This is a genomic window from Streptomyces sp. NPDC005423, from assembly GCF_040606415.1.
GTDB lineage: Bacteria > Actinomycetota > Actinomycetes > Streptomycetales > Streptomycetaceae > Streptomyces.
The window spans coordinates 149669-174618 of the sequence record NZ_JBEXET010000008.1; the positions used below are offsets into that span (position 1 = coordinate 149669).

At 68.6% G+C, this 24950-nt stretch carries 22 protein-coding genes and 3 tRNA genes; 21 read left to right on the forward strand and 4 right to left on the reverse strand.

The window, feature by feature from the left end; translation table 11 throughout:
* Positions 1 to 86: 86 nt before the first annotated feature.
* Both ABZT12_RS12670 and ABZT12_RS12675 read right to left on the reverse strand, forming a co-directional pair.
* On the reverse strand, positions 87 to 743 hold the full coding sequence (locus ABZT12_RS12670) for an SDR family oxidoreductase (protein WP_356381770.1): 657 nt from the start codon (positions 741 to 743) through the stop codon (positions 87 to 89).
* Between the two features lie 236 nt (positions 744 to 979).
* Entirely contained in the window at positions 980 to 2275 is a 1296-nt protein-coding gene (locus ABZT12_RS12675) for an amidohydrolase family protein (protein ID WP_356381773.1), read from the reverse strand.
* Positions 2276 to 2515: 240 nt separating this feature from the next.
* On the opposite strand from ABZT12_RS12675, the gene ABZT12_RS12680 reads away from it, so the two are divergent.
* The 8 genes from ABZT12_RS12680 to ABZT12_RS12715 all read left to right on the forward strand — a co-directional run bounded on the left by ABZT12_RS12680 (position 2516) and on the right by ABZT12_RS12715 (position 7428).
* Positions 2516 to 2588 (forward strand) — tRNA-Thr (locus tag ABZT12_RS12680).
* 46 nt (positions 2589 to 2634) lie between these two features.
* A tRNA-Met gene (locus tag ABZT12_RS12685) sits at positions 2635 to 2707 on the forward strand.
* Positions 2708 to 2793: 86 nt separating this feature from the next.
* Positions 2794 to 2958 (forward strand): 50S ribosomal protein L33, encoded by a 165-nt coding sequence (gene rpmG, locus ABZT12_RS12690; RefSeq protein ID WP_003948671.1) that lies wholly within the window; start codon positions 2794 to 2796, stop codon positions 2956 to 2958.
* Positions 2959 to 3093: 135 nt separating this feature from the next.
* Positions 3094 to 3546, forward strand: a complete 453-nt coding sequence (locus ABZT12_RS12695) for a MaoC family dehydratase N-terminal domain-containing protein (protein WP_356381776.1) — start codon at positions 3094 to 3096, stop codon at positions 3544 to 3546.
* Between the two features lies 1 nt (position 3547).
* The gene (locus ABZT12_RS12700; RefSeq protein WP_356381779.1) at positions 3548 to 3976 is read left to right on the forward strand and encodes a MaoC family dehydratase; all 429 of its coding nucleotides are present in this window, start codon (positions 3548 to 3550) and stop codon (positions 3974 to 3976) included.
* A gap of 193 nt (positions 3977 to 4169) precedes the next feature.
* Positions 4170 to 4739, forward strand: coding sequence for a helix-turn-helix domain-containing protein (locus ABZT12_RS12705; protein WP_356381782.1), 570 nt, complete (start codon positions 4170 to 4172; stop codon positions 4737 to 4739).
* Positions 4740 to 4836: 97 nt separating this feature from the next.
* The gene (locus ABZT12_RS12710; protein WP_356381785.1) at positions 4837 to 6291 is read left to right on the forward strand and encodes an MFS transporter; all 1455 of its coding nucleotides are present in this window, start codon (positions 4837 to 4839) and stop codon (positions 6289 to 6291) included.
* 81 nt (positions 6292 to 6372) lie between these two features.
* Entirely contained in the window at positions 6373 to 7428 is a 1056-nt protein-coding gene (locus tag ABZT12_RS12715) for a UDP-N-acetylmuramate dehydrogenase (protein ID WP_356381788.1), read from the forward strand.
* 15 nt (positions 7429 to 7443) lie between these two features.
* Here the strand turns inward: ABZT12_RS12715 and ABZT12_RS12720 are convergent, their stop codons facing one another.
* Both ABZT12_RS12720 and ABZT12_RS12725 read right to left on the reverse strand, forming a co-directional pair.
* Positions 7444 to 8484 carry an adenosine deaminase gene (locus ABZT12_RS12720; RefSeq protein ID WP_356381791.1) on the reverse strand — a complete coding sequence of 347 codons (1041 nt, stop codon included), beginning with the start codon at positions 8482 to 8484 and terminating at the stop codon, positions 7444 to 7446.
* Positions 8485 to 8608: 124 nt separating this feature from the next.
* Positions 8609 to 9835, reverse strand: coding sequence for a pyridoxal phosphate-dependent aminotransferase (locus ABZT12_RS12725; protein WP_356381794.1), 1227 nt, complete (start codon positions 9833 to 9835; stop codon positions 8609 to 8611).
* A gap of 259 nt (positions 9836 to 10094) precedes the next feature.
* On the opposite strand from ABZT12_RS12725, the gene ABZT12_RS12730 reads away from it, so the two are divergent.
* From ABZT12_RS12730 to rpsL, 13 genes are all read left to right on the forward strand, one after another.
* Positions 10095 to 10167 (forward strand) — tRNA-Trp (locus ABZT12_RS12730).
* Between the two features lie 108 nt (positions 10168 to 10275).
* Entirely contained in the window at positions 10276 to 10563 is a 288-nt protein-coding gene (gene secE, locus ABZT12_RS12735; RefSeq protein ID WP_356381797.1) for a preprotein translocase subunit SecE, read from the forward strand.
* Between the two features lie 78 nt (positions 10564 to 10641).
* Complete coding sequence (gene nusG / locus ABZT12_RS12740) at positions 10642 to 11583, forward strand: transcription termination/antitermination protein NusG (RefSeq protein WP_356381800.1); 942 nt, start codon at positions 10642 to 10644, stop codon at positions 11581 to 11583.
* Between the two features lie 167 nt (positions 11584 to 11750).
* On the forward strand, positions 11751 to 12185 hold the full coding sequence (gene rplK / locus ABZT12_RS12745) for a 50S ribosomal protein L11 (RefSeq protein WP_095748118.1): 435 nt from the start codon (positions 11751 to 11753) through the stop codon (positions 12183 to 12185).
* Between the two features lie 76 nt (positions 12186 to 12261).
* A complete protein-coding gene (gene rplA / locus ABZT12_RS12750; RefSeq protein ID WP_356381804.1) occupies positions 12262 to 12987 on the forward strand; it encodes a 50S ribosomal protein L1 in 726 nt (241 codons plus the stop codon).
* 149 nt (positions 12988 to 13136) lie between these two features.
* Positions 13137 to 14075 carry a hypothetical protein gene (locus ABZT12_RS12755; RefSeq protein WP_356381807.1) on the forward strand — a complete coding sequence of 313 codons (939 nt, stop codon included), beginning with the start codon at positions 13137 to 13139 and terminating at the stop codon, positions 14073 to 14075.
* A gap of 296 nt (positions 14076 to 14371) precedes the next feature.
* The gene (rplJ, locus tag ABZT12_RS12760) at positions 14372 to 14911 is read left to right on the forward strand and encodes a 50S ribosomal protein L10 (protein WP_356381810.1); all 540 of its coding nucleotides are present in this window, start codon (positions 14372 to 14374) and stop codon (positions 14909 to 14911) included.
* A 111-nt stretch (positions 14912 to 15022) separates the two neighbouring features.
* On the forward strand, positions 15023 to 15406 hold the full coding sequence (gene rplL / locus ABZT12_RS12765; protein WP_356381813.1) for a 50S ribosomal protein L7/L12: 384 nt from the start codon (positions 15023 to 15025) through the stop codon (positions 15404 to 15406).
* A 158-nt stretch (positions 15407 to 15564) separates the two neighbouring features.
* On the forward strand, positions 15565 to 15753 hold the full coding sequence (locus tag ABZT12_RS12770) for a hypothetical protein (protein ID WP_356381816.1): 189 nt from the start codon (positions 15565 to 15567) through the stop codon (positions 15751 to 15753).
* Between the two features lie 266 nt (positions 15754 to 16019).
* On the forward strand, positions 16020 to 19505 hold the full coding sequence (gene rpoB / locus ABZT12_RS12775; RefSeq protein ID WP_356381819.1) for a DNA-directed RNA polymerase subunit beta: 3486 nt from the start codon (positions 16020 to 16022) through the stop codon (positions 19503 to 19505).
* Positions 19506 to 19618: 113 nt separating this feature from the next.
* Positions 19619 to 23542 (forward strand): DNA-directed RNA polymerase subunit beta', encoded by a 3924-nt coding sequence (locus ABZT12_RS12780; protein ID WP_356381822.1) that lies wholly within the window; start codon positions 19619 to 19621, stop codon positions 23540 to 23542.
* A 143-nt stretch (positions 23543 to 23685) separates the two neighbouring features.
* Positions 23686 to 24243 (forward strand): DUF1707 and DUF4190 domain-containing protein, encoded by a 558-nt coding sequence (locus ABZT12_RS12785; RefSeq protein ID WP_356381825.1) that lies wholly within the window; start codon positions 23686 to 23688, stop codon positions 24241 to 24243.
* 334 nt (positions 24244 to 24577) lie between these two features.
* The gene (rpsL, locus tag ABZT12_RS12790) at positions 24578 to 24949 is read left to right on the forward strand and encodes a 30S ribosomal protein S12 (RefSeq protein ID WP_003948652.1); all 372 of its coding nucleotides are present in this window, start codon (positions 24578 to 24580) and stop codon (positions 24947 to 24949) included.
* Position 24950 lies beyond the last annotated feature (1 nt).

A 24950-nucleotide genomic window follows, 5' to 3' on the forward strand; every position in this document is an offset into this window, starting at 1 on the left:
CCCGACCGGTGGCGCGTGGCGCGTGACAGTTGCCGTGGCAGTTGCCATGCCCGGTCAACGCACCCCCGGTCGGCCCGCGCGTGGGCTCAGTTCCCCGCCACCGACTTCACTGCCACGGACACCGGCGTCGAACCACCGACCAGTTCCAGCGTCAGACCCGCGGTCGCCGGCGTGTCCACCAACTCCGCGAGGACGGCGGCCACATCGTCGCGCGGCACCGGCCCGCGACCCGTGTGGGCCTCCAGGCGTACGAGCCCCGTCCCGGCGTCGTCCGTCAGCGCGCCGGGGCGCAGGATCGTCCAGTCCAGGGCGTCCAGGCCCCGAACGTGGTCGTCGGCCTCGCCCTTGGCGCGCTGATACGCGTCGAAGATCTCGTCCCCCTGGTGCGCCGCGTCCGCGCCCATCGAGGAGACGACCACATGGCGCCGTACACCCGCCCGGACGGCCGCGTCCGCGAACAGCACGGCCGCGCCCCGGTCCACCGTGTCCTTGCGGGCCGCGTCGCTGCCCGGGCCCGCGCCCGCCGCGAAGACGGCCGCGTCCGCGCCCTCCAGCCGCGCCGCGACCTCCTCGACCGTGGCGGACTCCAGGTCGAGCAGAACGGGCTCGGCACCGGCCTCCCGCAGGGCGTCGCCCTGTTCGGCGCGGCGGATGAGCCCCGCGACTTCGTAACCGCGCGCGGAGAGCAGCCGCTCAAGCCGCAACGCGATCTGACCATGACCTCCAGCGATGACAATGCGCATGTCTTCGACCGTACGCCCGGACGGCCCCACGCGCCGCACGACTACGGGCGCGTCCCACCCATGCGCACACGTGGCGCGGGTGCACGAGCCGGGCGCACGAAGATCCATCGCGCGCCCCACCGAGCGCATCCCCCTGCCACCCGCTCACATCCGACCGGCCACGCACCTCACGACATGCACCTCACGACATGCACCTCACGGCACGCACTTCCCGACAGCACCTCGCGACACGCACCTCACGACAACTCCCCGCGCCCCTGCCGAGGAAGCCCCAACTCCGCCCCGGCCGCGGAGGTGCAGTACTCCCGTACCGCGCTGGTCCGCGCCACCACTCGCCCCTTGTGCACCACGATCCGGCTGTACGCGAGCGACAGCGCGCCCGCGAGCCGTTCGCCGCGTACGGCGAGCAGTTCGGCCGGGAAACCGGCTTCCACGCGCACCTCGGGCAGCCCGAGCGCCGCCCGTGCCGACGAACTCACCGTGTCGTACGCGTCCTCCGGCCGCAGCCCGTGGCGGGACGCCAGCAGGTACGCCGCCTCCAACGGGTCCGCGCGTCCCACCGGGTTGGACATGTCACGCAGGGCACCGCTGCCCGCCGCGACCCGCACCCCGGCGGCCCGCAACAGCCGTACCGGAGCCGTGCCCCGCCGGTCGACGGCCCCGCAGCCGCCCTGCGGCAGGCACATCACCGTGACGTCGGCCGCCGCGAGTTGGTCCGCCGTCCGCTGGACCACTTCGACCGGCAGCCGCCCGAGGCCCCCGCACGGGCCGAACGCCACCCCGGCGCCCATCCCGCCCGCCACGGCCACGAGCCGGGCGAAACGCGCCGGCTCCATCGCGTCGGTGTGCAGATCGACAGGGCAGCCGTGTTCGGACGCGACCTGGAGAACCGCCTCCACGTAACCCGTCGGATCGGGATCCAGATCGGGACAACCGCCCACTACGGAGGCACCCATTTTCACCGCGTCCCGCAGCACCGCCAGCCCGTCCGCGCCGGCCACCCCGGTCAGCAGCCGGGGCATCGCCACCGTCGTCAGCTCCGCCAGCCCCCGCAACGCCCGGCGCGCTCGCAGCACGGCGGTGAGCGCGCCGAGCCCCTGGACGTCCCCCACGCGCACGTGCGCCCGCTGCGTCGTCGCCCCGTGGCCGAGTTGCAGCAGCGCGGCCTCCGTGGCCCGGCGCTGGACGTCCTCCGCGTCGTACGACACCGGTCCGCCGCCCTCGGCCGACAGAGCGGTGTCGCTGTGCGCGTGCGGTTCGACCGGAGCCGGAAGCAGGAGATAGCCGTTGAGGTCCACCCGCGAGCCGCACGCGTGCGTGCCGCCCGTCGCCAGACTCCCCGCCGTGCCGACCGCCTCGATACGGCCGCCGTCCAGCCGTACGTCCACGGTCCGGCCGTCGGTCAGCCGGGCGCCGCACAACAGGAGCGCGGCCGGGTCGGCGGACCCCGGCGAACCCGATGAACCGGACGAACCCGATGAACCCGACGGCCCCGACGGCGAGGGGGACGGCTGCGGTTGACTGTCGGGCATCGCGCGCTCCAGGGGGCTCGGGACTCGGGCTGCGCAAGGGGGCGCAAGATCACGCAGAGTGAGTCGAGCGTAGGACGGTGATCCGCTCGCGGCGCGGAGGAGCGCAATAGTCGTACCGGTGTGGTCAGCCGTGCGGAAGGGGCTCGTGAGGCCGTCGGGAAGGCCGTGGAACGGGCCGCGGTGATGCCGCGAAATGGATTTGGGCGAACGGCGGGCGAGCGTGTAATGTCTTCATCGCTCGCCCCAATAGCTCAGTCGGTAGAGCGTCTCCATGGTAAGGAGAAGGTCTACGGTTCGATTCCGTATTGGGGCTCTGGTGTGTGAGGTTCCCGTCGCAAGGCGGGATCCGATCGCATCACAGCGGTGTAGCTCAGTCGGTAGAGCAAGCGGCTCATAATCGCTGTGTCACCGGTTCAAGTCCGGTCACCGCTACTGACAGTAGCCGATTGCGGGGTCGGTCCTTCGATCGGCTACTCTGTTATGCGTTCAGTCCCATCCGTTCGTCAAGGAGCACTCCTGTGGCTGCCACCGACGTCCGCCCGAAGATCACGCTGGCCTGCGTGGAGTGCAAGGAGCGGAACTACATCACCAAGAAGAACCGGCGTAACAACCCGGACCGACTGGAGATGAAGAAGCACTGCCCGCGTTGCAATGCGCACACCGCGCACCGCGAAACGCGATAAATCAGGCTCGTACACGAGGCCGTCCCCGAATTCTGGGGGCGGCCTCGCGTCGTTCTGTCGGGGCCGCCCGTGACAGCGGACGGTCCCGCAGAACGTCCCCCAAACAGCAGCAGAACCATCAGGAGGTGCCGGGCCATGGCGCTCGACCAGTCCTTCGTGGGGCGGTCCTACCCGCCCACCGACCCCTATGAAGTGGGCCGGGAGAAGATCCGTGAGTTCGCGGAAGCGGTGCGCGACGCTAACCCCGCGTACACGGACCCGGAGGCCGCCAAGGCGCTCGGGCACCCCGATGTGATCGCCCCGCCGACCTTCGTCTTCTCGATCACGTTCAAGGCCGCGGGCCAGGTCGTCCAGGACCCGCAGCTCGGCCTGGACTACAGCCGTGTGGTGCACGGCGACCAGAAGTTCGCCTACACCCGCCCGGTACGCGCCGGCGACCGGCTCACGGTCACCTCGACCATCGAGGCGATCAAGTCCATGGCGGGCAACGACATCCTGGACATCCGCGGTGAGGTCCACGACGAGACCGGCGAGCACGTCGTGACCGCCTGGACCAAACTCGTATCCCGTGCGGCGGCGGAGGGCTGACATGACGGCGAAGATCGCGTACGACGACATCGAGGTCGGCACCGAACTGCCGGCCCAGACCTTCTCCGTGACCCGTGCCACGCTCGTTCAGTACGCGGGCGCCTCCGGGGACTTCAACCCGATCCACTGGAACGAGAAGTTCGCCCGGGAGGTCGGGCTGCCGGACGTCATCGCGCACGGCATGTTCACCATGGCCGAGGCGGTCCGCGTGGTCACCGACTGGGCCGGCGACCCGGGCGCGGTCGTCGAGTACGGCGTCCGCTTCACCAAGCCCGTCGTCGTCCCGAACGACGACCAGGGCGCGGTCATCGAGGTCAGCGGCAAGGTCGCGGTCAAGCTCGACGACAACACGGTCCGCGTCGACCTCACGGCGACCAGCGCCGGCCAGAAGGTGCTGGGCATGTCCCGGGCGGTCGTGCGGCTGGCCTGAGCGGCCGACCGGGTGCCGGAGCGGGTGCCGGGTGCCGACGTAGGGACTGGGGGTAAGGGGCGTTCTCTATGGAGGGCGCCTCTTACGTGTGGATGGTCCCCTACCGATGTGAACGGGCGGGGTGGGTGGAAGGTGCCGGGTGATGGCGTGTCGCCTCTTGACCTGGTTAGTGATTGAGCACTAACTTAGTCGCATGGTCAGGATGAGCGCAGAGGAGAGGCGCGAGAGCGTCGTTCGCGCGGCGATCAAGGAGTTCGCGCAGCGCGGGTACTACGGCACCTCCACCGAGGCGATCGCCCAGCGCGTCGGGGTCTCGCAGCCGTATCTCTTCCGGCTCTTCCCGGGCAAGAAGGCGATCTTCGCCGCGGCCTCGCTGCGGTGCGCCGAGGATGTGCGCCAGGTCGTGCAGGAGGCGGCCGAGGGGCTGCGGGGCGAGGACGCCCTGCATTCCATGGCCAACGCCTACGTGCGGCTCATCACGGAGTATCCCGAGAAGCTCCAGATGCAGTTGCAGTCGTACACCGCGGTCGCCGCCGCCGAGACGGAGGGCAACCATGAGTTCGGCGAGGTCGTACGGGATGCCTGGATGAGGCTCTGGGAGGTCGTGCACGAGCCGCTGGGGTCGGACGTGAACGAGACCACGACCTTCCTGGCGTACGGAATGCTTATCAACACCCTGGCGGCCATGGGTTTCCCGCCCGAGCACCGGGTCTGGGAAGGGTTGTATCCCTCGGCCCGGATGACCGGCCGGCTGGAGAAGTAGCGGGGAGCGGCAAGAGGTGTCTGCCGTGGTTTTTCATGAGCGTGAAAGTTAGTCATCAATAACTAATCATGGGTACCGATCGCCCTTTGGGAGAGCGATGTCAGAGCAGCCAGAACGTCGCGGGGGAGCCGTCTGGGCCCTCGTCATCACCAGCGTCGCCGGGTTCATGGCGGCCCTGGACAACCTCGTCGTCACCACCGCCCTGCCCTCCATCCGCAAGGACCTCGGCGGGGCGCTGGACGACCTCGAATGGACCGTGAGCGCTTACACGCTCACCTTCGCGGTCCTGCTGATGTTCGGCGCCGCGCTCGGCGACCGGTTCGGGCGCCGCCGGCTCTTCCTCGTCGGCCTCACCGTCTTCACCGGCGCCTCCGCCGCCGCGGCCATGGCACCCGGCATCGACTCCCTGATCGCCGCCCGCGCGGTCCAGGGCGTCGGCGCGGCGATCATGATGCCCCTCACCCTGACCCTGCTGACCGCCGCCGTCCCCGTCGCCAAACGCGGCATGGCCTACGGCATATGGGGCGCCGTCAACGGACTGGCCGTCGCCTCCGGGCCCCTCATCGGCGGCAGCCTCACCGAGCACGTGTCCTGGCACTGGATCTTCTGGCTGAACGTCCCGCTCGGCCTCGCCCTCCTGCCGCTCGCCAGGCTGCGCCTCGCCGAGTCCCACGGCTCCGGAGCCCCGCTCGACGTCCCCGGCACCCTGCTCGCCAGCGGCGGCCTCTTCGGCATCGTCTACGGGCTGGTCCGCGGGCCCGCCGACGGCTGGTCCAGCGCCCTCGTCCTGACCGGACTCCTCGCCGGCGGTGTGCTGCTCACCGGGTTCGTGCTCTACAGCACCCGCGCCAAGAACCCCATGCTCCCGATGCGGCTGTTCCGCTCCCGGGCCTTCGCCGGCATCAACGCGGCGAGCCTGCTGATGTTCCTCGGGATGTTCGGGTCGATCTTCCTGCTCAGCCAGTACATGCAGGGCGTACTCGGCTACTCGCCCACCGAGGCGGGCCTGAGGATGCTCCCCTGGACCGGTATGCCGATGCTCGTCGCACCGATCGCCGGCATCCTGTCCGACCGTATCGGCGGCCGCCCGGTCGTTGCCGCCGGCCTCTTCCTCCAGTCCCTCGGCCTCGGCTGGATGGCCGTCGTGGCCACCGCCCACGCCTCCTACGGCGCCCAGCTGCCCGCCCTGGTGATCAGCGGCATCGGCATGGCGCTGTACTTCGCCCCGGCCGCCAACCTGGTCATGTCCAGCGTCCTCCCGCAGGAGCAGGGCATCGCCTCCGGCGCCAACAACGCCCTGCGCGAGGTGGGCGGCGCACTCGGCGTCGCGATCATGGCGTCGATCTTCGCCGCCCAGGGCGGCTACGAGTCCGGCCAGGCCTTCGTGGACGGACTGCGGCCCGCCCTGGTCACCGGCTCCGCGGTCGTGGCCCTCGCCGGAGTCGCCGCCCTGGTGATCCCGACCAAACGCCGCGCCCAGCAGCTCGCCACCGCCGCGGCCGAGCCCGACCCCGTCGAACCGGCCTCCGTGCTGGAGACCGCCGGACACTGAACACCCGCCACGCGCGCACGCCGGCGCCCGTGCCACCAGGTGCTCCCGGGACTGTCAGTGCCGTCTCGTAGTCTTGGGCGCGTGCAGGAACTCCACGACGCCCCCCTCGCCCCGCTGACCACCTTCCGGCTGGGCGGCCCCGCGACCCGGCTCATCACCGCGACCACCGACGCCGAGGTGATCGACGCCGTCCGCGCGGCCGACGACACCGGTACCCCGCTGCTGCTCATCGGCGGCGGATCGAACCTGGTCATCGGTGACAAGGGCTTCGAGGGCACCGCCCTGCGCATCGCCACCCGCGGCTGCACGCTCGACGGCACCCGGCTGGAGCTGGCGGCCGGCGAGGTGTGGACCGACGCGGTCGCCCGCACCGTGGAGGCCGGTCTCGCTGGCGTCGAGTGCCTCGCCGGGATCCCCGGCTCGGCCGGCGCGACCCCGATCCAGAACGTCGGGGCGTACGGCCAGGAGGTCTCCGCCACGATCACCGACGTCACCGCGTACGACCGCAGGACCCGCGAGACGGTCACCCTCACCAACGAGGAGTGCGCCTTCTCGTACCGCCACAGTCGCTTCAAGGCCGACCCCGAGCGCTACGTGGTGCTGCGGGTCGGCTTCGGGCTGGAGGACGCGGACGGACTCTCGGCGCCGGTGAGGTACGCGGAGACGGCCCGCGTCCTCGGGGTCGGGCCCGGTGAGCGCGTGCCGCTCGCGAAGGCCCGCGAGACCGTCCTCGCGCTGCGCGCCGGCAAGGGAATGGTCCTCGACCCGGAGGACCACGACACCTGGTCGGCCGGCTCCTTCTTCACCAATCCGATCCTCACCGACGAACAGTTCGCCGCGTTCCACGCGCGCGTGGGCCAGCGGCTCGGCCCGGGCACCGAACCGCCCGCGTACCCGGCGGGGGAGGGCCACACCAAGACCTCGGCGGCCTGGCTCATCGACAAGGCGGGCTTCACCAAGGGCTACGGCACCGGCCCCGCCCGTATCTCCACCAAGCACACCCTCGCCCTCACCAACCGGGGAGAGGCGACCACCGAGGACCTGCTCGCCCTCGCCCGCGAGATCGTCGCCGGGGTCCACGACACCTTCGGCATCACCCTCGTCAACGAACCGGTGACGGTCGGCGTCAGCCTCTGACAGGGGCCGCCCGCGTCAGACGACCGGCGCGTTGAGCCAGTCGTCGATCCCGGACAGCAGCTTGCGCCGTACGTCCTCCGGGGCCGCCGAACCCCGGACCGACTGGCGGGCCAGCTCGGCCAGTTCGGCGTCGGTGAAGCCGTGGTACCGGCGGGCGATCTCGTACTGGGCCGCCAGCCGGGAGCCGAACAGCAGCGGGTCGTCGGCGCCCAGGGCCAGCGGGACACCCGACGCGAAGAGGGTCCGCAGCGGCACGTCCTCCGGCTTCTCGTACACCCCCAGGGCCACGTTCGAGGCGGGGCACACCTCGCAGGTGATGCCCCGGTCGGCGAGCCGCTTCAGCAGCCGCGGGTCCTCCGCCGCGCGGACGCCGTGGCCGATCCGGGTCGCGTGCAGATCGTCCAGGCAGTCCCGCACCGAGGACGGGCCGGCCAGCTCGCCGCCGTGCGGGGCCGACAGCAGCCCGCCCTCCTGGGCGATCGCGAAGGCCCGGTCGAAGTCCCTTGCCATGCCCCGGCGTTCATCGTTCGAGAGACCGAAACCGACCACGCCCCGGTCCGCGTACCGCACCGCCAGCCGCGCCAGCGTCCGCGCGTCCAGGGGGTGCTTCATCCGGTTCGCGGCGACCAGCACCCGCATCCCGAGCCCCGTCTCCCGGGCCGTGGTGTCCACCGCGTCGAGGATGACCTCCAGCGCCGGGATCAGCCCGCCCAGACGCGGCGCGTACGACGTCGGGTCCACCTGGATCTCCAGCCACCCCGAACCGTCCCTGACGTCCTCCTCCGCGGCCTCCCGCACCAGCCGCTGAATGTCCTCCGGCTGCCGCAGACACGACCGCGCCGCGTCGTAGAGGCGCTGGAAGCGGAACCAGCCGCGCTCGTCCGTCGCCCGTAGCTTCGGCGGTTCCCCGCTGGTCAGCGCCTCGGAGAGGGCGTCGGGCAGTCGTACGCCGTACTTGTCGGCGAGCTCCAGCACGGTGGTGGGCCGCATCGACCCGGTGAAGTGCAGGTGCAGATGGGCTTTCGGCAGCTCAGAGACATCACGTACACGCTCCATCCGGGAATCCTGCCGCACCTTCCGGCCCTCCCGGTACCACTTTCCCCCATGGTCACGCTCGCGCGAAGCGGCGGGCCGCCTCCCCGGGGAGACGACCCGCCGCATCAGCTCACCGTGCGTACGGTCAGTCCGTGGCCTCGGCCAGCAGCTTCTGGATCCGGCTCACGCCCTCGACGAGGTCCTCGTCACCCAGGGCGTACGACAGCCGCAGATAACCGGGTGTGCCGAACGCCTCACCGGGGACGACGGCGACCTCGGCCTCCTCCAGGATCAGCGCGGCCAGCTCGACGGTGTCCCGGGGGCGCCGGCCGCGGATCTCCTTGCCGAGGAGGGGCTTCACCGACGGGTAGGCGTAGAACGCGCCCTCCGGCTCGGGGCAGAGCACGCCGTCGATCTCGTTGAGCATCCGCACGATGGTCCTGCGACGGCGGTCGAAGGCCTCGCGCATCTCGGCCACCGCCGTGAGGTCGCCGGAGACGGCCGCCAGCGCGGCGACCTGGGCCACGTTGGAGACGTTCGACGTGGCGTGCGACTGGAGGTTCGTCGCCGCCTTGACCACGTCCTTCGGGCCGATGACCCAGCCCACCCGCCAGCCCGTCATGGCGTACGTCTTCGCCACGCCGTTGACGACGATGCACTTGTCGCGCAGCTCCGGCACGACCACGGGCAGCGAGTGGAACTCGGCGTCCCCGTAGACGAGGTGCTCGTAGATCTCGTCGGTCAGGACCCACAGGCCCTTCTCGACGGCCCAGCGGCCGATCTCCTCGATCTGCTCGCGGGTGTAGACCGCGCCCGTCGGGTTCGAGGGGGAGACGAAGAGGAGGACCTTCGTGTTCTCGGTGCGCGCCGCCTCCAGCTGCTCGACGGTGACGCGGTAGCCGGTCGTCTCGTCCGCCACCACGTCGACCGGGACACCGCCCGCCAGCCGGATCGACTCCGGGTACGTCGTCCAGTACGGCGCGGGGACGATGACCTCGTCGCCCGGGTCGAGGATCGCGGCGAAGGCCTCGTAGATCGCCTGCTTACCGCCGTTGGTGACCAGGACCTGCGCCGCCTCCACCTCGTAGCCGGAGTCGCGCAGGGTCTTCGCGGCGATCGCGGCCTTCAGTTCGGGCAGACCGCCGGCCGGCGTGTAGCGGTGGTACTTCGGGTTCGAGCAGGCGTCGATCGCGGCCTGGACGATGTAGTCCGGCGTCGGGAAGTCGGGTTCACCCGCGCCGAAGCCGATCACCGGACGCCCGGCGGCCTTGAGGGCCTTGGCCTTTGCGTCCACGGCGAGGGTGGCGGACTCGGAGATCGCGCCGACTCGGGCGGAGACCCGGCGCTCGGTGGGAGGGGTTGAGGCGCTCATGGGGTCATCGTTTCAGACCAGTAACACCCCCGGCACACCGGTTTCACAGATTGAACAGGACCGGGCACAGCATGGAACAACCGTGCGGAATCCCGCCTCGGCCTGGTGATCTTCCGTCCCCCACGCCCTTACGGGCGCTTTCTGTTCGACGACCGGCCCCGGAACACGTACACTCTCACCTCGTTGGCCTTCAGCAGCCGCGCCCACTTGGTGCACACCGAGCACTCGGGCGGATGCGGTACGTTGGGGGACACCACCAAGGGTCGTAGCTCAATTGGTAGAGCACTGGTCTCCAAAACCAGCGGTTGGGGGTTCAAGTCCCTCCGGCCCTGCTTCACACACCTTCGCCAGGATGTGTGCGCATGTACGTACAGCAATGCACCGCCGTGCGGCTCAGACCGGGCGCGGCACGGCCACGACCCGGGAACAGGTGAGGACGAATGGCGGACGCCGTGGGCTCCATCGACATGCCTGATGCCCAGGACGAGGTGCCCGAGTCCAGCAAGAAGGCCCGCAAGGGCGGCAAGCGCGCCAAGAAGGGCCCGCTGAAGCGGCTCGCCCTCTTCTACCGCCAGATCGTCGCGGAACTCCGCAAGGTCGTCTGGCCCACGCGCAACGAGCTGACGACGTACACATCGGTCGTGATCGTCTTCGTTGTCATCATGATCGGTCTGGTGACCGTGATTGACTATGGACTCAATCACGCCGCGAAGTACGTCTTCGGCTGAGGCCGAGAGCGAAGGGCGCCCTGACCGGCGCCCCTTTCGCGTGTTCCACCCCCATGTATCCAGGAAGAAGCAGCCACCGTGTCTGACCCGAACCTGAACGAGGCCGTCGAGCCGGACGAGTCCGTGGATGACGAACTCGACATCGTCGAGGGCGCGGACGAGGACCTGGACGAGGTCGAGGCTGCCGACGCCGCCGCGGGCGAGCCCGCCGAGGAGGCCGCTGTACGCGTCGAGGACGTCGAGGACGAGGACGCCGCGGCCTCCGCGGACGCAGAAGACGCCGCGGACACCACCGAGGCCGACGCAGAGGTCACCGAGTCGACCGAGGACGCCGAGTCCGCCGAGGGCGAGGCCGACGACGCGACCGACGAGGTCGAGGAGGAGGCCGAGCCGGCCGAGCCCGTGGACCCCGTCGTCGCCCTCCGCGAGGAACTGCGCGCCCTCCCCGGCGAGTGGTACGTCATCCACACCTACGCGGGTTACGAGAACCGCGTGAAGACCAACCTCGAACAGCGTGCCGTCTCGCTCAACGTCGAGGACTACATCTTCCAGGCCGAGGTGCCGCAGGAAGAGGTCGTCCAGATCAAGAACGGCGACCGCAAGACGATCAAGCAGAACAAGCTCCCGGGCTACGTCCTGGTCCGCATGGACCTGACGAACGAGTCCTGGGGCGTCGTCCGCAACACCCCCGGCGTCACCGGCTTCGTGGGCAACGCCTACGACCCGTACCCGCTGACCCTGGACGAGATCGTCAAGATGCTCGCCCCGGAGGCCGAGGAGAAGGCCGCCCGCGAGGCCGCCGAGGCCGAGGGCAAGCCCGTTCCGCAGCGCAAGGTCGAGGTCCAGGTGCTGGACTTCGAGGTCGGCGACTCGGTCACCGTCACCGACGGCCCGTTCGCCACGCTCCAGGCGACCATCAACGAGATCAACGCCGACTCGAAGAAGGTCAAGGGCCTCGTCGAGATCTTCGGCCGCGAGACCCCGGTCGAGCTCTCCTTCGACCAGATCCAGAAGAACTAACACCTTCTGGACGTACCGCTTCCGCGCAGGTCGGGCGAGCTGACACAGCTTGTCTGACCTGCGCGGTTTTTGGCCGCACAGCCATACCCGTTATCGTTGTGCGGTATGCCTTCATCCGGGTCGCGACCTGGGTGGGGGCGGACCCGAACCGAAAGGACCCGGAGAGCATGCCTCCCAAGAAGAAGAAGGTCACGGGGCTCATCAAGCTCCAGATCCAGGCCGGTGCCGCCAACCCGGCTCCGCCGGTCGGCCCCGCGCTGGGTCAGCACGGCGTCAACATCATGGAGTTCTGCAAGGCCTACAACGCGGCGACCGAGTCGCAGCGCGGCTGGGTCATCCCGGTGGAGATCACGGTCTACGAGGACCGCTCCTTCACCTTCATCACCAAGACCCCGCCGGCCGCGAAGATGATCCTCAAGGCCGCGGGCGTGGAGAAGGGCTCCGGCGAGCCGCACAAGACCAAGGTCGCCAAGATCACCCAGGCGCAGGTCCGCGAGATCGCCACCACCAAGATGCCCGACCTCAACGCCAACGACCTGGACGCCGCCGCGAAGATCATCGCCGGCACCGCCCGTTCCATGGGCATCACAGTCGAGGGCTGACCTCCACCCCCGTAAGCACCCGTGGCAGGGCCTGCTCGGCCCGCACCACGCCTCCTCAGAACCCCCAGGAGCAGTAGTGAGCAAGCGCAGCAAGTCTCTCCGCGCTGCGGACGCCAAGATCGACCGGGAGAAGCTCTACGCCCCGCTCGAGGCCGTCCGTCTCGCCAAGGAGACCTCCACCTCCAAGTTCGACGGCACCGTCGAGGTCGCCTTCCGTCTGGGTGTCGACCCGCGCAAGGCCGACCAGATGGTCCGCGGCACCGTGAACCTCCCGCACGGCACCGGTAAGACCGCCCGGGTCCTGGTCTTCGCGACCGGTGACCGTGCCGAGGCCGCGACCGCCGCGGGCGCCGACATCGTCGGCTCCGACGAACTCATCGACGAGGTGGCGAAGGGCCGGCTGGACTTCGACGCCGTCGTCGCCACCCCGGACCTCATGGGCAAGGTCGGCCGCCTCGGCCGAGTGCTCGGTCCCCGTGGTCTCATGCCGAACCCCAAGACCGGCACCGTGACCCCGGACGTCGCCAAGGCCGTCAACGAGATCAAGGGCGGCAAGATCGAGTTCCGCGTCGACAAGCACTCGAACCTGCACTTCATCATCGGCAAGGCGTCCTTCGACGACGACAAGCTGGTGGAGAACTACGGCGCCGCGCTGGACGAGATCCTCCGTCTGAAGCCGTCCGCCGCCAAGGGTCGCTACATCAAGAAGGCCGCGATCAGCACGACGATCGGCCCCGGCGTTCCGGTCGACCCCAACCGCACCCGCAACCTCCTCGTCGCCGAGGACCCGGCCACCGTCTGAGCCCTCCGCTCACCCCGGTAGCCGCGTCGACGTACGCGTCCCACGAACGGGCCCCGCAACCTTCTGGCTGCGGGGCCCGTCCTCGTCCTCTAGGGAGTGTCAGTGCGCTGCGCTAGCGTTTCGGGCACAGCGAACGCATAGGGGGACGTATGAACAGCAGGACCGTGCGCCGGGTGGGCTTCTCGATAGCGGCGGCGACCGCTCTGACCGCGGTGGCCGCGTGCGGCTCCTCGGGGTCCGACGGGTCCTCCGGCGACGACAAGACGGCCCACAAGGCCGCGACCCGGGTCAGCCCGATCGCCGCGCTGCGCACCGCCGAGCGCTCCACCGACAAGGCCGACTCCGCCAAGGTCGAGTCCACGACCGTGCTGGGCTCCCTGATGTCCATGACGGCCGACGGCAACCTCGGCTGGGGCGACGGCATCCGCGGCACCCTCACCATCGACTACACCGGCGGCACGATGGCCGACACGATGGCCAGGACCGGCAGCACCTCGATGGAGGCCCGCTACCTGTCCGACGCCTACTACGCCAAAATGGGCGACAAGTTCGCGGAGCAGGCGGGCGGCAAGCACTGGATCCGGTACGCGTACGACGACCTCGCCGGCCTCGGCGGCAGCTCCGGCGCGTACCTCAAGGACCAGATGCAGAACACCACGCCCAACCAGTCGGTGAAGCTTCTGCTGGCCTCCGGGGACGTCAAGAGGGTGGGCCAGGAGACCGTGCGCGGCCAGCGGACCACGCACTACTCCGGCAATGTCGACGTGGCCGACCTCGCCACCCGGAGCTCCAGCCTCTCCGCGAGCCAGCTCGCCGCCCTCAGGAAGCAGCTCACCCAGGCCGGCGTCACCACCGAGACCGTGGACATCTGGGTCAACGGCCAGGACCTGCTGGTCAAGAAGGTCGAGAAGGCTGACATGTCGGCCGGCCGGATGACCCAGACCGCCTACTACAGCGACTACGGCGTGCAGGTCTCCGCCCAGAAGCCCCCGGCGAGCGACACCGAGGACTTCAAGCAACTGCTGAAGGCCCAGGGCCTCACCCCGGACAGCGGCGACGGCGCGACGGGCTCCGGCACCAGCTCCTGACGTCCGGAGCAGGGCCGTACGGGCGGATTTGCTTGGCTGTGCTGGGTTCACGTACTCTGCTCCAGAAGCCAAAGACCGCTGGTCGTTGCCGTGTGCTCGTGAGAGGGCGCGGTGACCGAAGGATCCGTTGAACTGCGGACGACCCGCGCAGGTGTTAGTGGATGTGCTCCCGGAGACGTTCCGTTCCCACGGAATCCGCCCGGTCGAGCTACGCCCCGTGCGCCTGCGCCGGGGCGTTTCGTTTTCCTCGGACTCTTCCGAGCGGTCCTCATCACCCGGAAGGAGGCCGACGCTCTATGGCAAGGCCCGACAAGGCTGCCGCGGTGGCCGAGCTCGCGGAGCAGTTCCGCAGCTCGAACGCTGCCGTGCTGACCGAGTACCGGGGTCTCACCGTGGCGCAGCTCAAGACGCTGCGTCGTTCGCTCGGTGAGAACGCCCAGTACGCCGTGGTGAAGAACACGCTGACCAAGATTGCGGCCAACGAGGCCGGGATCTCCACGCTCGACGACCTGTTCAACGGGCCGACGGCAGTCGCCTTCGTCACCGGTGACCCGGTGGTGTCGGCGAAGGGTCTTCGTGACTTCGCCAAGGACAACCCCAACCTCGTCATCAAGGGCGGTGTCCTTGACGGCAAGGCGCTGTCCGCCGACGAGATCAAGAAGCTTGCGGACCTTGAGTCCCGCGAGGTTCTGCTCGCCAAGCTGGCGGGTGCCTTCAAGGGCAAGCAGTCGCAGACCGCTTCGCTCCTCAAGGCGCTTCCCTCGAAGTTCGTCCGCACCGCGGAGGCGCTTCGTGCCAAGCAGGCGGAGCAGGCCGAGCAGGGCGGTGCCGAGTAACTCGGCTCGCATCAGTGACCGCCGCCTGACGCGGTGGTCGACGCGGGCCGAACGTACGCCCGCCGACAAGTACATCCGGCACCTGCCGAATTAAGTGGAAGGATCGCCCCCATGGCGACGAAGCTGTCCCAGGAAGAGCTGCTCGAGCAGTTCGAGACCCTCACCCTCATCGAGCTCGCCGAGTTCGTGAAGGCGTTCGAGGAGAAGTTCGACGTCACCGCCGCCGCCGCGGTCGCCGCCGCCCCGGCCGGCCCGGCCGCCGTCGCGGACGCCCCGGAGGAGCAGGACGAGTTCGACGTCATCCTCACCGGTGCCGGCGAGAAGAAGATCCAGGTCATCAAGGTCGTGCGTGAGCTGACCTCGCTGGGTCTGAAGGAAGCCAAGGACCTCGTGGACGGCGCCCCGAAGCCCGTCGTCGAAAAGGTCGCCAAGGAGGCCGCCGAGAAGGCTGCCGAGTCCCTCAAGGCCGCCGGCGCGTCGGTCGAGGTCAAGTAACACCTTCTGAGGCTCGTACGGGCCTCAGCGCGCCGCCACGGCCCTCGACAGGGGCTGTAACGCGAACGCACCGAAGAGCGATCATCCATCCGGGTGGTCGCTCTTCGGCGTTCGGGGGGTCGGGCGTCGAGGGCCTTGCTCCGGGTGGGGCGCGGAGTATGGTGATCTTCATCGTGCCCTTGAGTGCCCCTGGTGGCAGGCTGCAACGTGACGACGCCGGCACCCGGTTCGGCAAGACAGGCCTTGACGAACCGCACGTAGCGCGCAATTCTCAGGACGCGTCGTCACAACGATCCGGATCCGAGGCATGGATCGGCGACGAAGAGGGCAGTATCAACGTGCATTGAGGGCGTGGGCTTGCGCAGGTGTCGAGAACAACGAGGGTGTCAGAAAACCCGCACTGGACATCAGTGTGCCGAGTGGCTACACTGACCCTTTGCGCTGCCTGTAAGCTGTCCCCTGCCCGTCACCAGGGGCTCGCCCTCACTTGAGCATCGATGACCGGACCATTTCCGACCAGGCCTTTCGGCCAGTCGGGGACGCCCGTGTCGCTGTGCCTCTGTGAGGGGCCGGTACGCGCGTAGTGAGTCCGAGCCCTCGGAAGGACCCCCTCTTGGCCGCCTCGCGCACTGCCTCGACCGCGAATACGAACAACGGCGCCAGCACCGCCCCGCTGCGCATCTCTTTTGCAAAAATCAAGGAGCCCCTTGAGGTTCCGAACCTGCTCGCACTGCAGACCGAGAGCTTCGACTGGCTGCTCGGCAACACCGCCTGGCAGAGTCGGGTCGAGGCGGCTCTGGAGTCGGGTCAGGACGTCCCCACCAAGTCCGGTCTGGAGGAGATCTTCGAGGAGATCTCTCCGATCGAGGACTTCTCCGGGTCGATGTCGCTGACCTTCCGCGACCACCGTTTCGAACCTCCGAAGAACAGCATCGACGAGTGCAAGGACCGCGACTTCACGTACGCGGCCCCCCTCTTTGTCACGGCTGAGTTCACCAACAACGAGACCGGCGAGATCAAGTCCCAGACGGTCTTCATGGGCGACTTCCCGCTCATGACCAACAAGGGCACCTTCGTCATCAACGGCACCGAGCGTGTCGTGGTGTCGCAGCTGGTCCGTTCGCCGGGCGTCTACTTCGACTCCTCCATCGACAAGACGTCTGACAAGGACATCTTCTCGGCCAAGGTGATCCCCTCCCGGGGCGCCTGGCTGGAGATGGAGATCGACAAGCGCGACATGGTCGGTGTGCGCATCGACCGCAAGCGCAAGCAGTCCGTCACCGTCCTGCTCAAGGCGCTCGGGTGGACCACCGAGCAGATCCTCGAGGAGTTCGGCGAGTACGAGTCCATGCGCGCCACCCTGGAGAAGGACCACACCCAGGGCCAGGACGACGCGCTGCTCGACATCTACCGCAAGCTGCGTCCGGGCGAGCCCCCGACCCGCGAGGCCGCGCAGACGCTTCTTGAGAACCTCTACTTCAACCCCAAGCGCTACGACCTCGCCAAGGTCGGCCGTTACAAGGTCAACAAGAAGCTGGGCGGCGAGGCCCCGCTGAACGCCGGCGTCCTGACCGTCGAGGACATCATCTCGTCGATCAAGTACCTGGTGAAGCTGCACGCCGGTGAGACCGAGACCGTTGGTGACAACGGCACCTCGATCGTTGTCGAGACCGACGACATCGACCACTTCGGCAACCGCCGTCTGCGCAACGTGGGCGAGCTCATCCAGAACCAGGTCCGTACGGGTCTGGCGCGTATGGAGCGTGTCGTCCGCGAGCGGATGACGACCCAGGACGTCGAGGCGATCACGCCGCAGACCCTGATCAACATCCGGCCGGTCGTCGCCTCCATCAAGGAGTTCTTCGGCACCAGCCAGCTGTCGCAGTTCATGGACCAGAACAACCCGCTGTCGGGTCTCACCCACAAGCGCCGCCTGTCGGCTCTTGGCCCGGGTGGTCTCTCCCGCGAGCGGGCCGGCTTCGAGGTCCGTGACGTGCACCCCTCGCACTACGGCCGCATGTGCCCGATCGAGACCCCGGAAGGCCCGAACATCGGCCTGATCGGCTCGCTCGCCTCCTACGGCCGGGTCAACGCCTTCGGTTTCGTCGAGACGCCGTACCGCCGGGTCACCGGTGGTGTCGTCACCGACGAGGTCGACTACCTGACGGCCGACGAAGAGGACCGCTTCGTCATCGCGCAGGCCAACGCGCCGCTGACGGAGGCGTTCCGCTTCGAGGAGTCCCGCGTCCTGGTCCGCCGTCGTGGCGGAGAGGTCGACTACGTCCCCGGTGACGACGTCGACTACATGGACGTGTCCCCGCGCCAGATGGTGTCGGTCGCGACCGCGATGATCCCGTTCCTGGAGCACGACGACGCCAACCGTGCCCTCATGGGCGCGAACATGATGCGTCAGGCCGTGCCCCTCATCAAGTCCGAGGCGCCGCTGGTCGGCACCGGCATGGAGTACCGCTGCGCGGTCGACGCCGGTGACGTCCTGAAGTCGGAGAAGGACGGTGTGGTCCAGGAGGTCTCCGCGGACTACATCACCACCGCCAACGACGACGGCACGTACACCACGTACCGCCTGCACAAGTTCTCCCGCTCCAACCAGGGCACCTCCGTCAACCAGAAGGTTGTCGTGGACGAGGGTGCCCGGGTCGTCGCCGGCCAGGTCCTGGCCGACGGCCCGGCGACCGAGAACGGCGAGATGGCGCTCGGCAAGAACCTGCTGGTCGCGTTCATGCCGTGGGAGGGTCACAACTACGAGGACGCGATCATCCTGTCGCAGCGCCTCGTGCAGGACGACGTCCTCTCCTCGATCCACATCGAGGAGCACGAGGTCGACGCCCGTGACACCAAGCTCGGCCCGGAGGAGATCACCCGGGACATCCCGAACGTCTCCGAAGAGGTCCTCGCCGACCTCGACGAGCGCGGCATCATCCGGATCGGTGCCGAGGTCGTCGCCGGTGACATCCTGGTCGGCAAGGTCACGCCCAAGGGCGAGACCGAGCTGACCCCGGAGGAGCGCCTGCTCCGCGCGATCTTCGGTGAGAAGGCGCGCGAGGTGCGCGACACCTCGCTGAAGGTGCCGCACGGTGAGATCGGCAAGGTCATCGGCGTCCGCGTCTTCGACCGCGAGGAGGGCGACGAGCTTCCCCCCGGTGTGAACCAGCTGGTGCGCGTGTACGTGGCGCAGAAGCGCAAGATCACCGACGGTGACAAGCTCGCCGGCCGACACGGCAACAAGGGCGTCATCTCGAAGATCCTGCCGATCGAGGACATGCCGTTCCTGGAGGACGGCACTCCGGTCGACATCATCCTCAACCCGCTGGGTGTCCCGTCCCGAATGAACCCGGGACAGGTCCTGGAGATTCACCTCGGCTGGCTCGCCAGCCGCGGCTGGGACGTCTCCGGCCTCGCGGAGGACTGGGCGCAGCGCCTCCAGGTCATCGGTGCCGACCGGGTCGACCCGGGCACGAACGTCGCGACCCCCGTCTTCGACGGTGCGCGCGAGGACGAGCTCGCCGGCCTGCTCCAGCACACGATCCCGAACCGGGACGGCGAGCGCATGGTGCTCCCGACCGGCAAGGCGCCGCTGTTCGACGGCCGCTCCGGCGAGCCGTTCCCGGAGCCGATCTCGGTCGGCTACATGTACATCCTCAAGCTGCACCACCTGGTCGACGACAAGCTGCACGCCCGTTCGACCGGCCCGTACTCGATGATCACCCAGCAGCCGCTGGGTGGTAAGGCGCAGTTCGGTGGCCAGCGTTTCGGCGAGATGGAGGTGTGGGCCCTGGAGGCCTACGGCGCGGCCTACGCGCTGCAGGAACTGCTCACCATCAAGTCCGACGACGTCACCGGCCGCGTGAAGGTCTACGAGGCCATCGTCAAGGGCGAGAACATCCCCGAGCCCGGCATCCCCGAGTCCTTCAAGGTGCTGATCAAGGAGATGCAGTCGCTCTGCCTGAACGTGGAGGTGCTGTCCAGCGACGGTATGTCCATCGAGATGCGTGACACCGACGAGGATGTCTTCCGCGCAGCGGAGGAGCTCGGCATCGACCTGTCCCGGCGCGAGCCGAGCAGCGTCGAAGAGGTCTGACGGGAGTTCGGCGGGCCCTTGGCCACCCGTGGAAACGGTGCCCAAGGCCCGCCGGCCCCAGGACCCCCGTATCAGACCCCAAGACTTACAACCCTGAGAGGGATTGACGCATAGTGCTCGACGTCAACTTCTTCGATGAGCTCCGGATCGGTCTGGCCACCGCTGACGACATCCGTCAGTGGAGCCACGGCGAGGTCAAGAAGCCCGAGACCATCAACTACCGCACCCTCAAGCCCGAAAAGGACGGACTCTTCTGCGAGAAGATCTTCGGTCCGACCCGGGACTGGGAGTGCTACTGCGGCAAGTACAAGCGCGTCCGCTTCAAGGGCATCATCTGTGAGCGCTGTGGCGTCGAGGTCACTCGCGCCAAGGTGCGCCGTGAGCGGATGGGCCACATCGAGCTCGCCGCTCCCGTCACTCACATCTGGTACTTCAAGGGCGTCCCGTCGCGTCTGGGATACCTCCTCGACCTCGCGCCGAAGGACCTCGAAAAGGTCATCTACTTCGCCGCGTACATGATCACGTTCGTCGACGAGGAGCGCCGCACCCGCGACCTGCCCTCCCTGGAGGCGCATGTCTCCGTGGAGCGTCAGCAGGTCGAGAACCGCCGCGACTCCGACCTCGAGGCCCGTGCCAAGAAGCTCGAGACCGACCTGGCCGAGCTGGAGGCCGAGGGCGCCAAGGCCGACGTGCGCCGCAAGGTGCGCGAGGGTGCCGAGCGCGAGATGAAGCAGCTGCGCGACCGTGCGCAGCGCGAGATCGACCGCCTGGACGAGGTCTGGACCCGGTTCAAGAACCTCAAGGTCCAGGACCTGGAGGGGGACGAGCTCCTCTACCGCGAGCTGCGTGACCGCTTCGGCACGTACTTCGACGGTTCGATGGGTGCCGCGGCGCTGCAGAAGCGCCTGGAGTCCTTCGACCTGGAGGAGGAGGCCGAGCGCCTCCGCGAGATCATCCGTACCGGCAAGGGCCAGAAGAAGACCCGTGCGCTGAAGCGGCTGAAGGTCGTCTCCGCGTTCCTGCAGACCAGCAACAGCCCCAAGGGCATGGTGCTGGACTGCGTCCCGGTCATCCCCCCGGACCTGCGTCCGATGGTGCAGCTGGACGGTGGCCGCTTCGCGACCTCCGACCTGAACGACCTGTACCGCCGCGTCATCAACCGCAACAACCGCCTGAAGCGGCTTCTCGACCTCGGCGCGCCCGAGATCATCGTGAACAACGAGAAGCGCATGCTCCAGGAGGCCGTCGACGCGCTCTTCGACAACGGCCGTCGCGGCCGCCCGGTCACGGGCCCCGGCAACCGTCCGCTGAAGTCGCTCTCCGACATGCTCAAGGGCAAGCAGGGTCGTTTCCGTCAGAACCTGCTCGGCAAGCGTGTGGACTACTCCGCGCGTTCCGTGATCGTCGTCGGTCCGCAGCTGAAGCTGCACCAGTGCGGTCTGCCGAAGGCCATGGCGCTGGAGCTCTTCAAGCCGTTCGTGATGAAGCGCCTGGTCGACCTGAACCACGCGCAGAACATCAAGAGCGCCAAGCGGATGGTCGAGCGCGGCCGCACGGTCGTCTACGACGTCCTGGAAGAGGTCATCGCCGAGCACCCGGTTCTGCTGAACCGTGCGCCCACGCTGCACCGCCTCGGCATCCAGGCCTTCGAGCCGCAGCTGGTCGAGGGCAAGGCCATCCAGATCCACCCGCTCGTCTGCACCGCGTTCAACGCGGACTTCGACGGTGACCAGATGGCCGTCCACCTGCCGCTCTCCGCGGAGGCGCAGGCCGAGGCCCGCATCCTGATGCTGTCCTCGAACAACATCCTCAAGCCGGCCGACGGCCGCCCGGTCACGATGCCGACCCAGGACATGGTCCTCGGTCTGTTCTTCCTGACCACGGACGGCGAGCTGCGTGACGTCAAGGGCGAGGGCCGGTCCTTCGGCTCCACGGCCGAGGCGATCATGGCGTTCGACGCCGGTGAGCTGGCGCTGCAGTCGGCGGTCGACATCCGCTTCCCGGTGGGCACCATCCCGCCGCGCGGCTGGACCCCGCCGGTGCGCGAGGAGGGCGCCGCGTCCGACAGCGGCTCCGCCGCGGGCGAGTGGCAGCAGGGTGACCCCTTCCGGCTGCGTACGACCCTGGGCCGCGCGCTCTTCAACGAGCTGCTGCCCGAGGACTACCCGTTCGTCGACTACTCGGTGGGCAAGAAGCAGCTCGGCGAGATCGTCAACGACCTGGCCGAGCGCTACCCCAAGGTCATCGTGGCGGCGACGCTCGACAACCTGAAGGCGGCCGGCTTCTACTGGGGCACCCGCTCCGGCGTCACCGTGGCCATCTCCGACATCGTCGTTCCCGAGGCGAAGAAGGAGATCGTCAAGGGCTACGAGGCGCAGGACGAGAAGGTCCAGAAGCAGTACGAGCGCGGTCTGATCACCAAGGAAGAGCGCACTCAGGAGCTCATCGCGATCTGGACCAAGGCGACCAACGAGGTCGCCGAGGCGATGAACGCGAACTTCCCGAAGACGAACCCCATCTTCATGATGGTCGACTCGGGTGCCCGAGGAAACATGATGCAGATGCGTCAGATCGCCGGTATGCGCGGTCTGGTGTCGAACGCCAAGAACGAGACGATCCCGCGTCCGATCAAGGCCTCCTTCCGTGAGGGCCTGTCGGTGCTGGAGTACTTCATCTCGACCCACGGTGCCCGTAAGGGTCTGGCGGACACGGCTCTGCGTACCGCCGACTCGGGTTACCTCACCCGTCGTCTCGTCGACGTCTCCCAGGACGTCATCATCCGCGAGGAGGACTGCGGCACCGACCGCGGCCTCAAGCTCAACATCGCGGAGCGCGGCGCGGACGGTGTCCTGCGCAAGGCGGAGAACGTCGAGACCAGCGTGTACGCACGTGCGCTGGCCGAGGACATCACCGTCGACGGCAAGGTGCTGGCCCCGGCCAACACCGACCTCGGCGACGTCCTCATCGACGAGCTGGTCAGGCACGGCATCGAGACGGTCAAGACGCGCTCGGTCCTGACCTGCGAGTCGGCCGTCGGCACCTGCGCCATGTGCTACGGCCGTTCGCTGGCCACCGGCAAGCTGGTCGACATCGGTGAGGCGGTCGGCATCATCGCCGCCCAGTCCATCGGTGAGCCCGGTACCCAGCTGACGATGCGTACCTTCCACACCGGTGGTGTGGCCGGTGACGACATCACCCAGGGTCTGCCCCGTGTCGTCGAGCTCTTCGAGGCTCGTACGCCGAAGGGTGTCGCCCCGATCTCCGAGGCCCAGGGCCGCATCCGGATCGAGGAGACCGAGAAGACCAAGAAGATCGTCGTCACCCCGGACGACGGCAGCGACGAGACGGCGTTCCCGATCTCGAAGCGTGCCCGGCTCCTGGTGTCCGAGGGCGAGCACGTCGAGGTGGGCCAGAAGCTCACCGTGGGTGCCACCAACCCGCACGACGTGCTGCGCATCCTGGGTCAGCGTGCCGTCCAGGTCCACCTGGTCGGCGAGGTCCAGCGGGTCTACAACTCGCAGGGTGTGTCGATCCACGACAAGCACATCGAGATCATCATCCGGCAGATGCTGCGCCGGGTGACGATCATCGAGTCCGGCGACGCCGAGCTGCTGCCCGGCGAGCTGGTCGAGCGCTCCCGCTTCGAGCAGGAGAACCGTCGTGTGGTCCAGGAGGGCGGTCACCCGGCCTCCGGTCGTCCGCAGCTCATGGGTATCACCAAGGCCTCGCTGGCCACGGAGTCCTGGCTGTCGGCGGCGTCCTTCCAGGAGACGACCAGGGTGCTGACGGACGCGGCGATCAACGCCAAGTCCGACTCCCTGATCGGCCTCAAGGAGAACGTCATCATCGGCAAGCTCATCCCGGCCGGTACGGGTCTGTCCCGTTACCGCAACATCCGGGTGGAGCCGACCGAGGAGGCCAAGGCGGCGATGTACTCGGCCGTCGGCTACGACGACATCGACTACTCCCCGTTCGGCACCGGCTCCGGCCAGGCCGTCCCGCTGGAGGACTACGACTACGGTCCGTACAACCAGTAGGCGAGCAGCCTGTGGTCGAAGGGCGGCCACCCCGTACGAACGGGGTGGCCGCCCTTCGGCGTTGCCGGGGAACCGGTGTGGTTTTCGGTGCGTTGGAGCATGATGAAGGCATTCGGTCTCCGGCACACCGGGGGAGGTGTTCCGTGTCGTATCCGACACAGTGGCAGGGACCCGGGCAGGGGCGGCCCTGGCAGGATCAGGGCGGGGCGGGGGCGATGCTCGCCTCGCACGCGGACCGGGAGCGGGCCGTGGATGTGCTGAGAGCGGGCTTCGGCGAGGGCCGGCTGCGCCAGGAGGAGCTGGAGAAGCGGATCACGCGGGCCTACGAGGCGCGCACGGTGGGCGAGCTGAGCCTGCTGGTGGCCGACCTGCCCCAGGGGCCGGTGCCACAGTCCGCGGCCTTCCAGGGGCAGCAGGCGGCCTTCCAGCCGGTGCCCCCGACCTTCCTGCCGGCTCCTCTGGCGCCGACCAACAGCAAAGCGATCGGCGCGATGGTATGCGGCGTCCTGACGCTCGTGACGGGGGGTGCCACGGGCCTTCCGGCGGTGATCCTCGGTCACACCGCCCGCGGGGAGATCCGGCGGACCGGTGAGGGCGGGGACGGGTTCGCGCTGACCGGGCTGGTCCTCGGCTGGCTCGCGGTGGCCGGCTGGTCGGTGCTGCTGGTCTTCCTGGTCGTGGTGGCGGCGTCGTCCCACTGACCGGCCGGCCGGGTCCCCGCAGAGGCCCTCCGCGCCGTAGATTCGAAGATCGCCGGGGGTGTCGGGGCTTCGTCCCGGGCCGTGCCGCTCGGTCGGCGCCGCGCATTTGTTTTGACCGCAGCGAATGAGGTAGGTACGCTCAGACCTTGTGCCTGGGGTGTGCCCTGGCCTCCGTGCGTGCCTTCAACCGCACTAGGGGGTCGTCACCGGCCACCGCAATCCGCGCCCCTTCCGCTTCGCCGCGGAATGCTGCGTGATTCGACACACCCGACCGCGTGGGTCGGCGACGTTCCAGGTTAGCTTCACCATTCGGCACACAGAAACCGGAGAAGTAGTGCCTACGATCCAGCAGCTGGTCCGGAAAGGCCGGCAGGACAAGGTCGAGAAGAACAAGACGCCCGCGCTAGAGGGTTCGCCCCAGCGTCGTGGCGTCTGCACGCGTGTGTTCACGACCACCCCGAAGAAGCCGAACTCGGCCCTGCGTAAGGTCGCGCGTGTGCGTCTGACCAGCGGGATCGAAGTCACCGCTTACATTCCGGGCGAGGGACACAACCTGCAGGAGCACTCGATCGTGCTCGTGCGCGGCGGCCGTGTGAAGGACCTGCCCGGTGTTCGCTACAAGATCATCCGTGGTTCGCTCGACACCCAGGGTGTCAAGAACCGCAAGCAGGCCCGCAGCCGCTACGGCGCCAAGAAGGAGAAGTAAG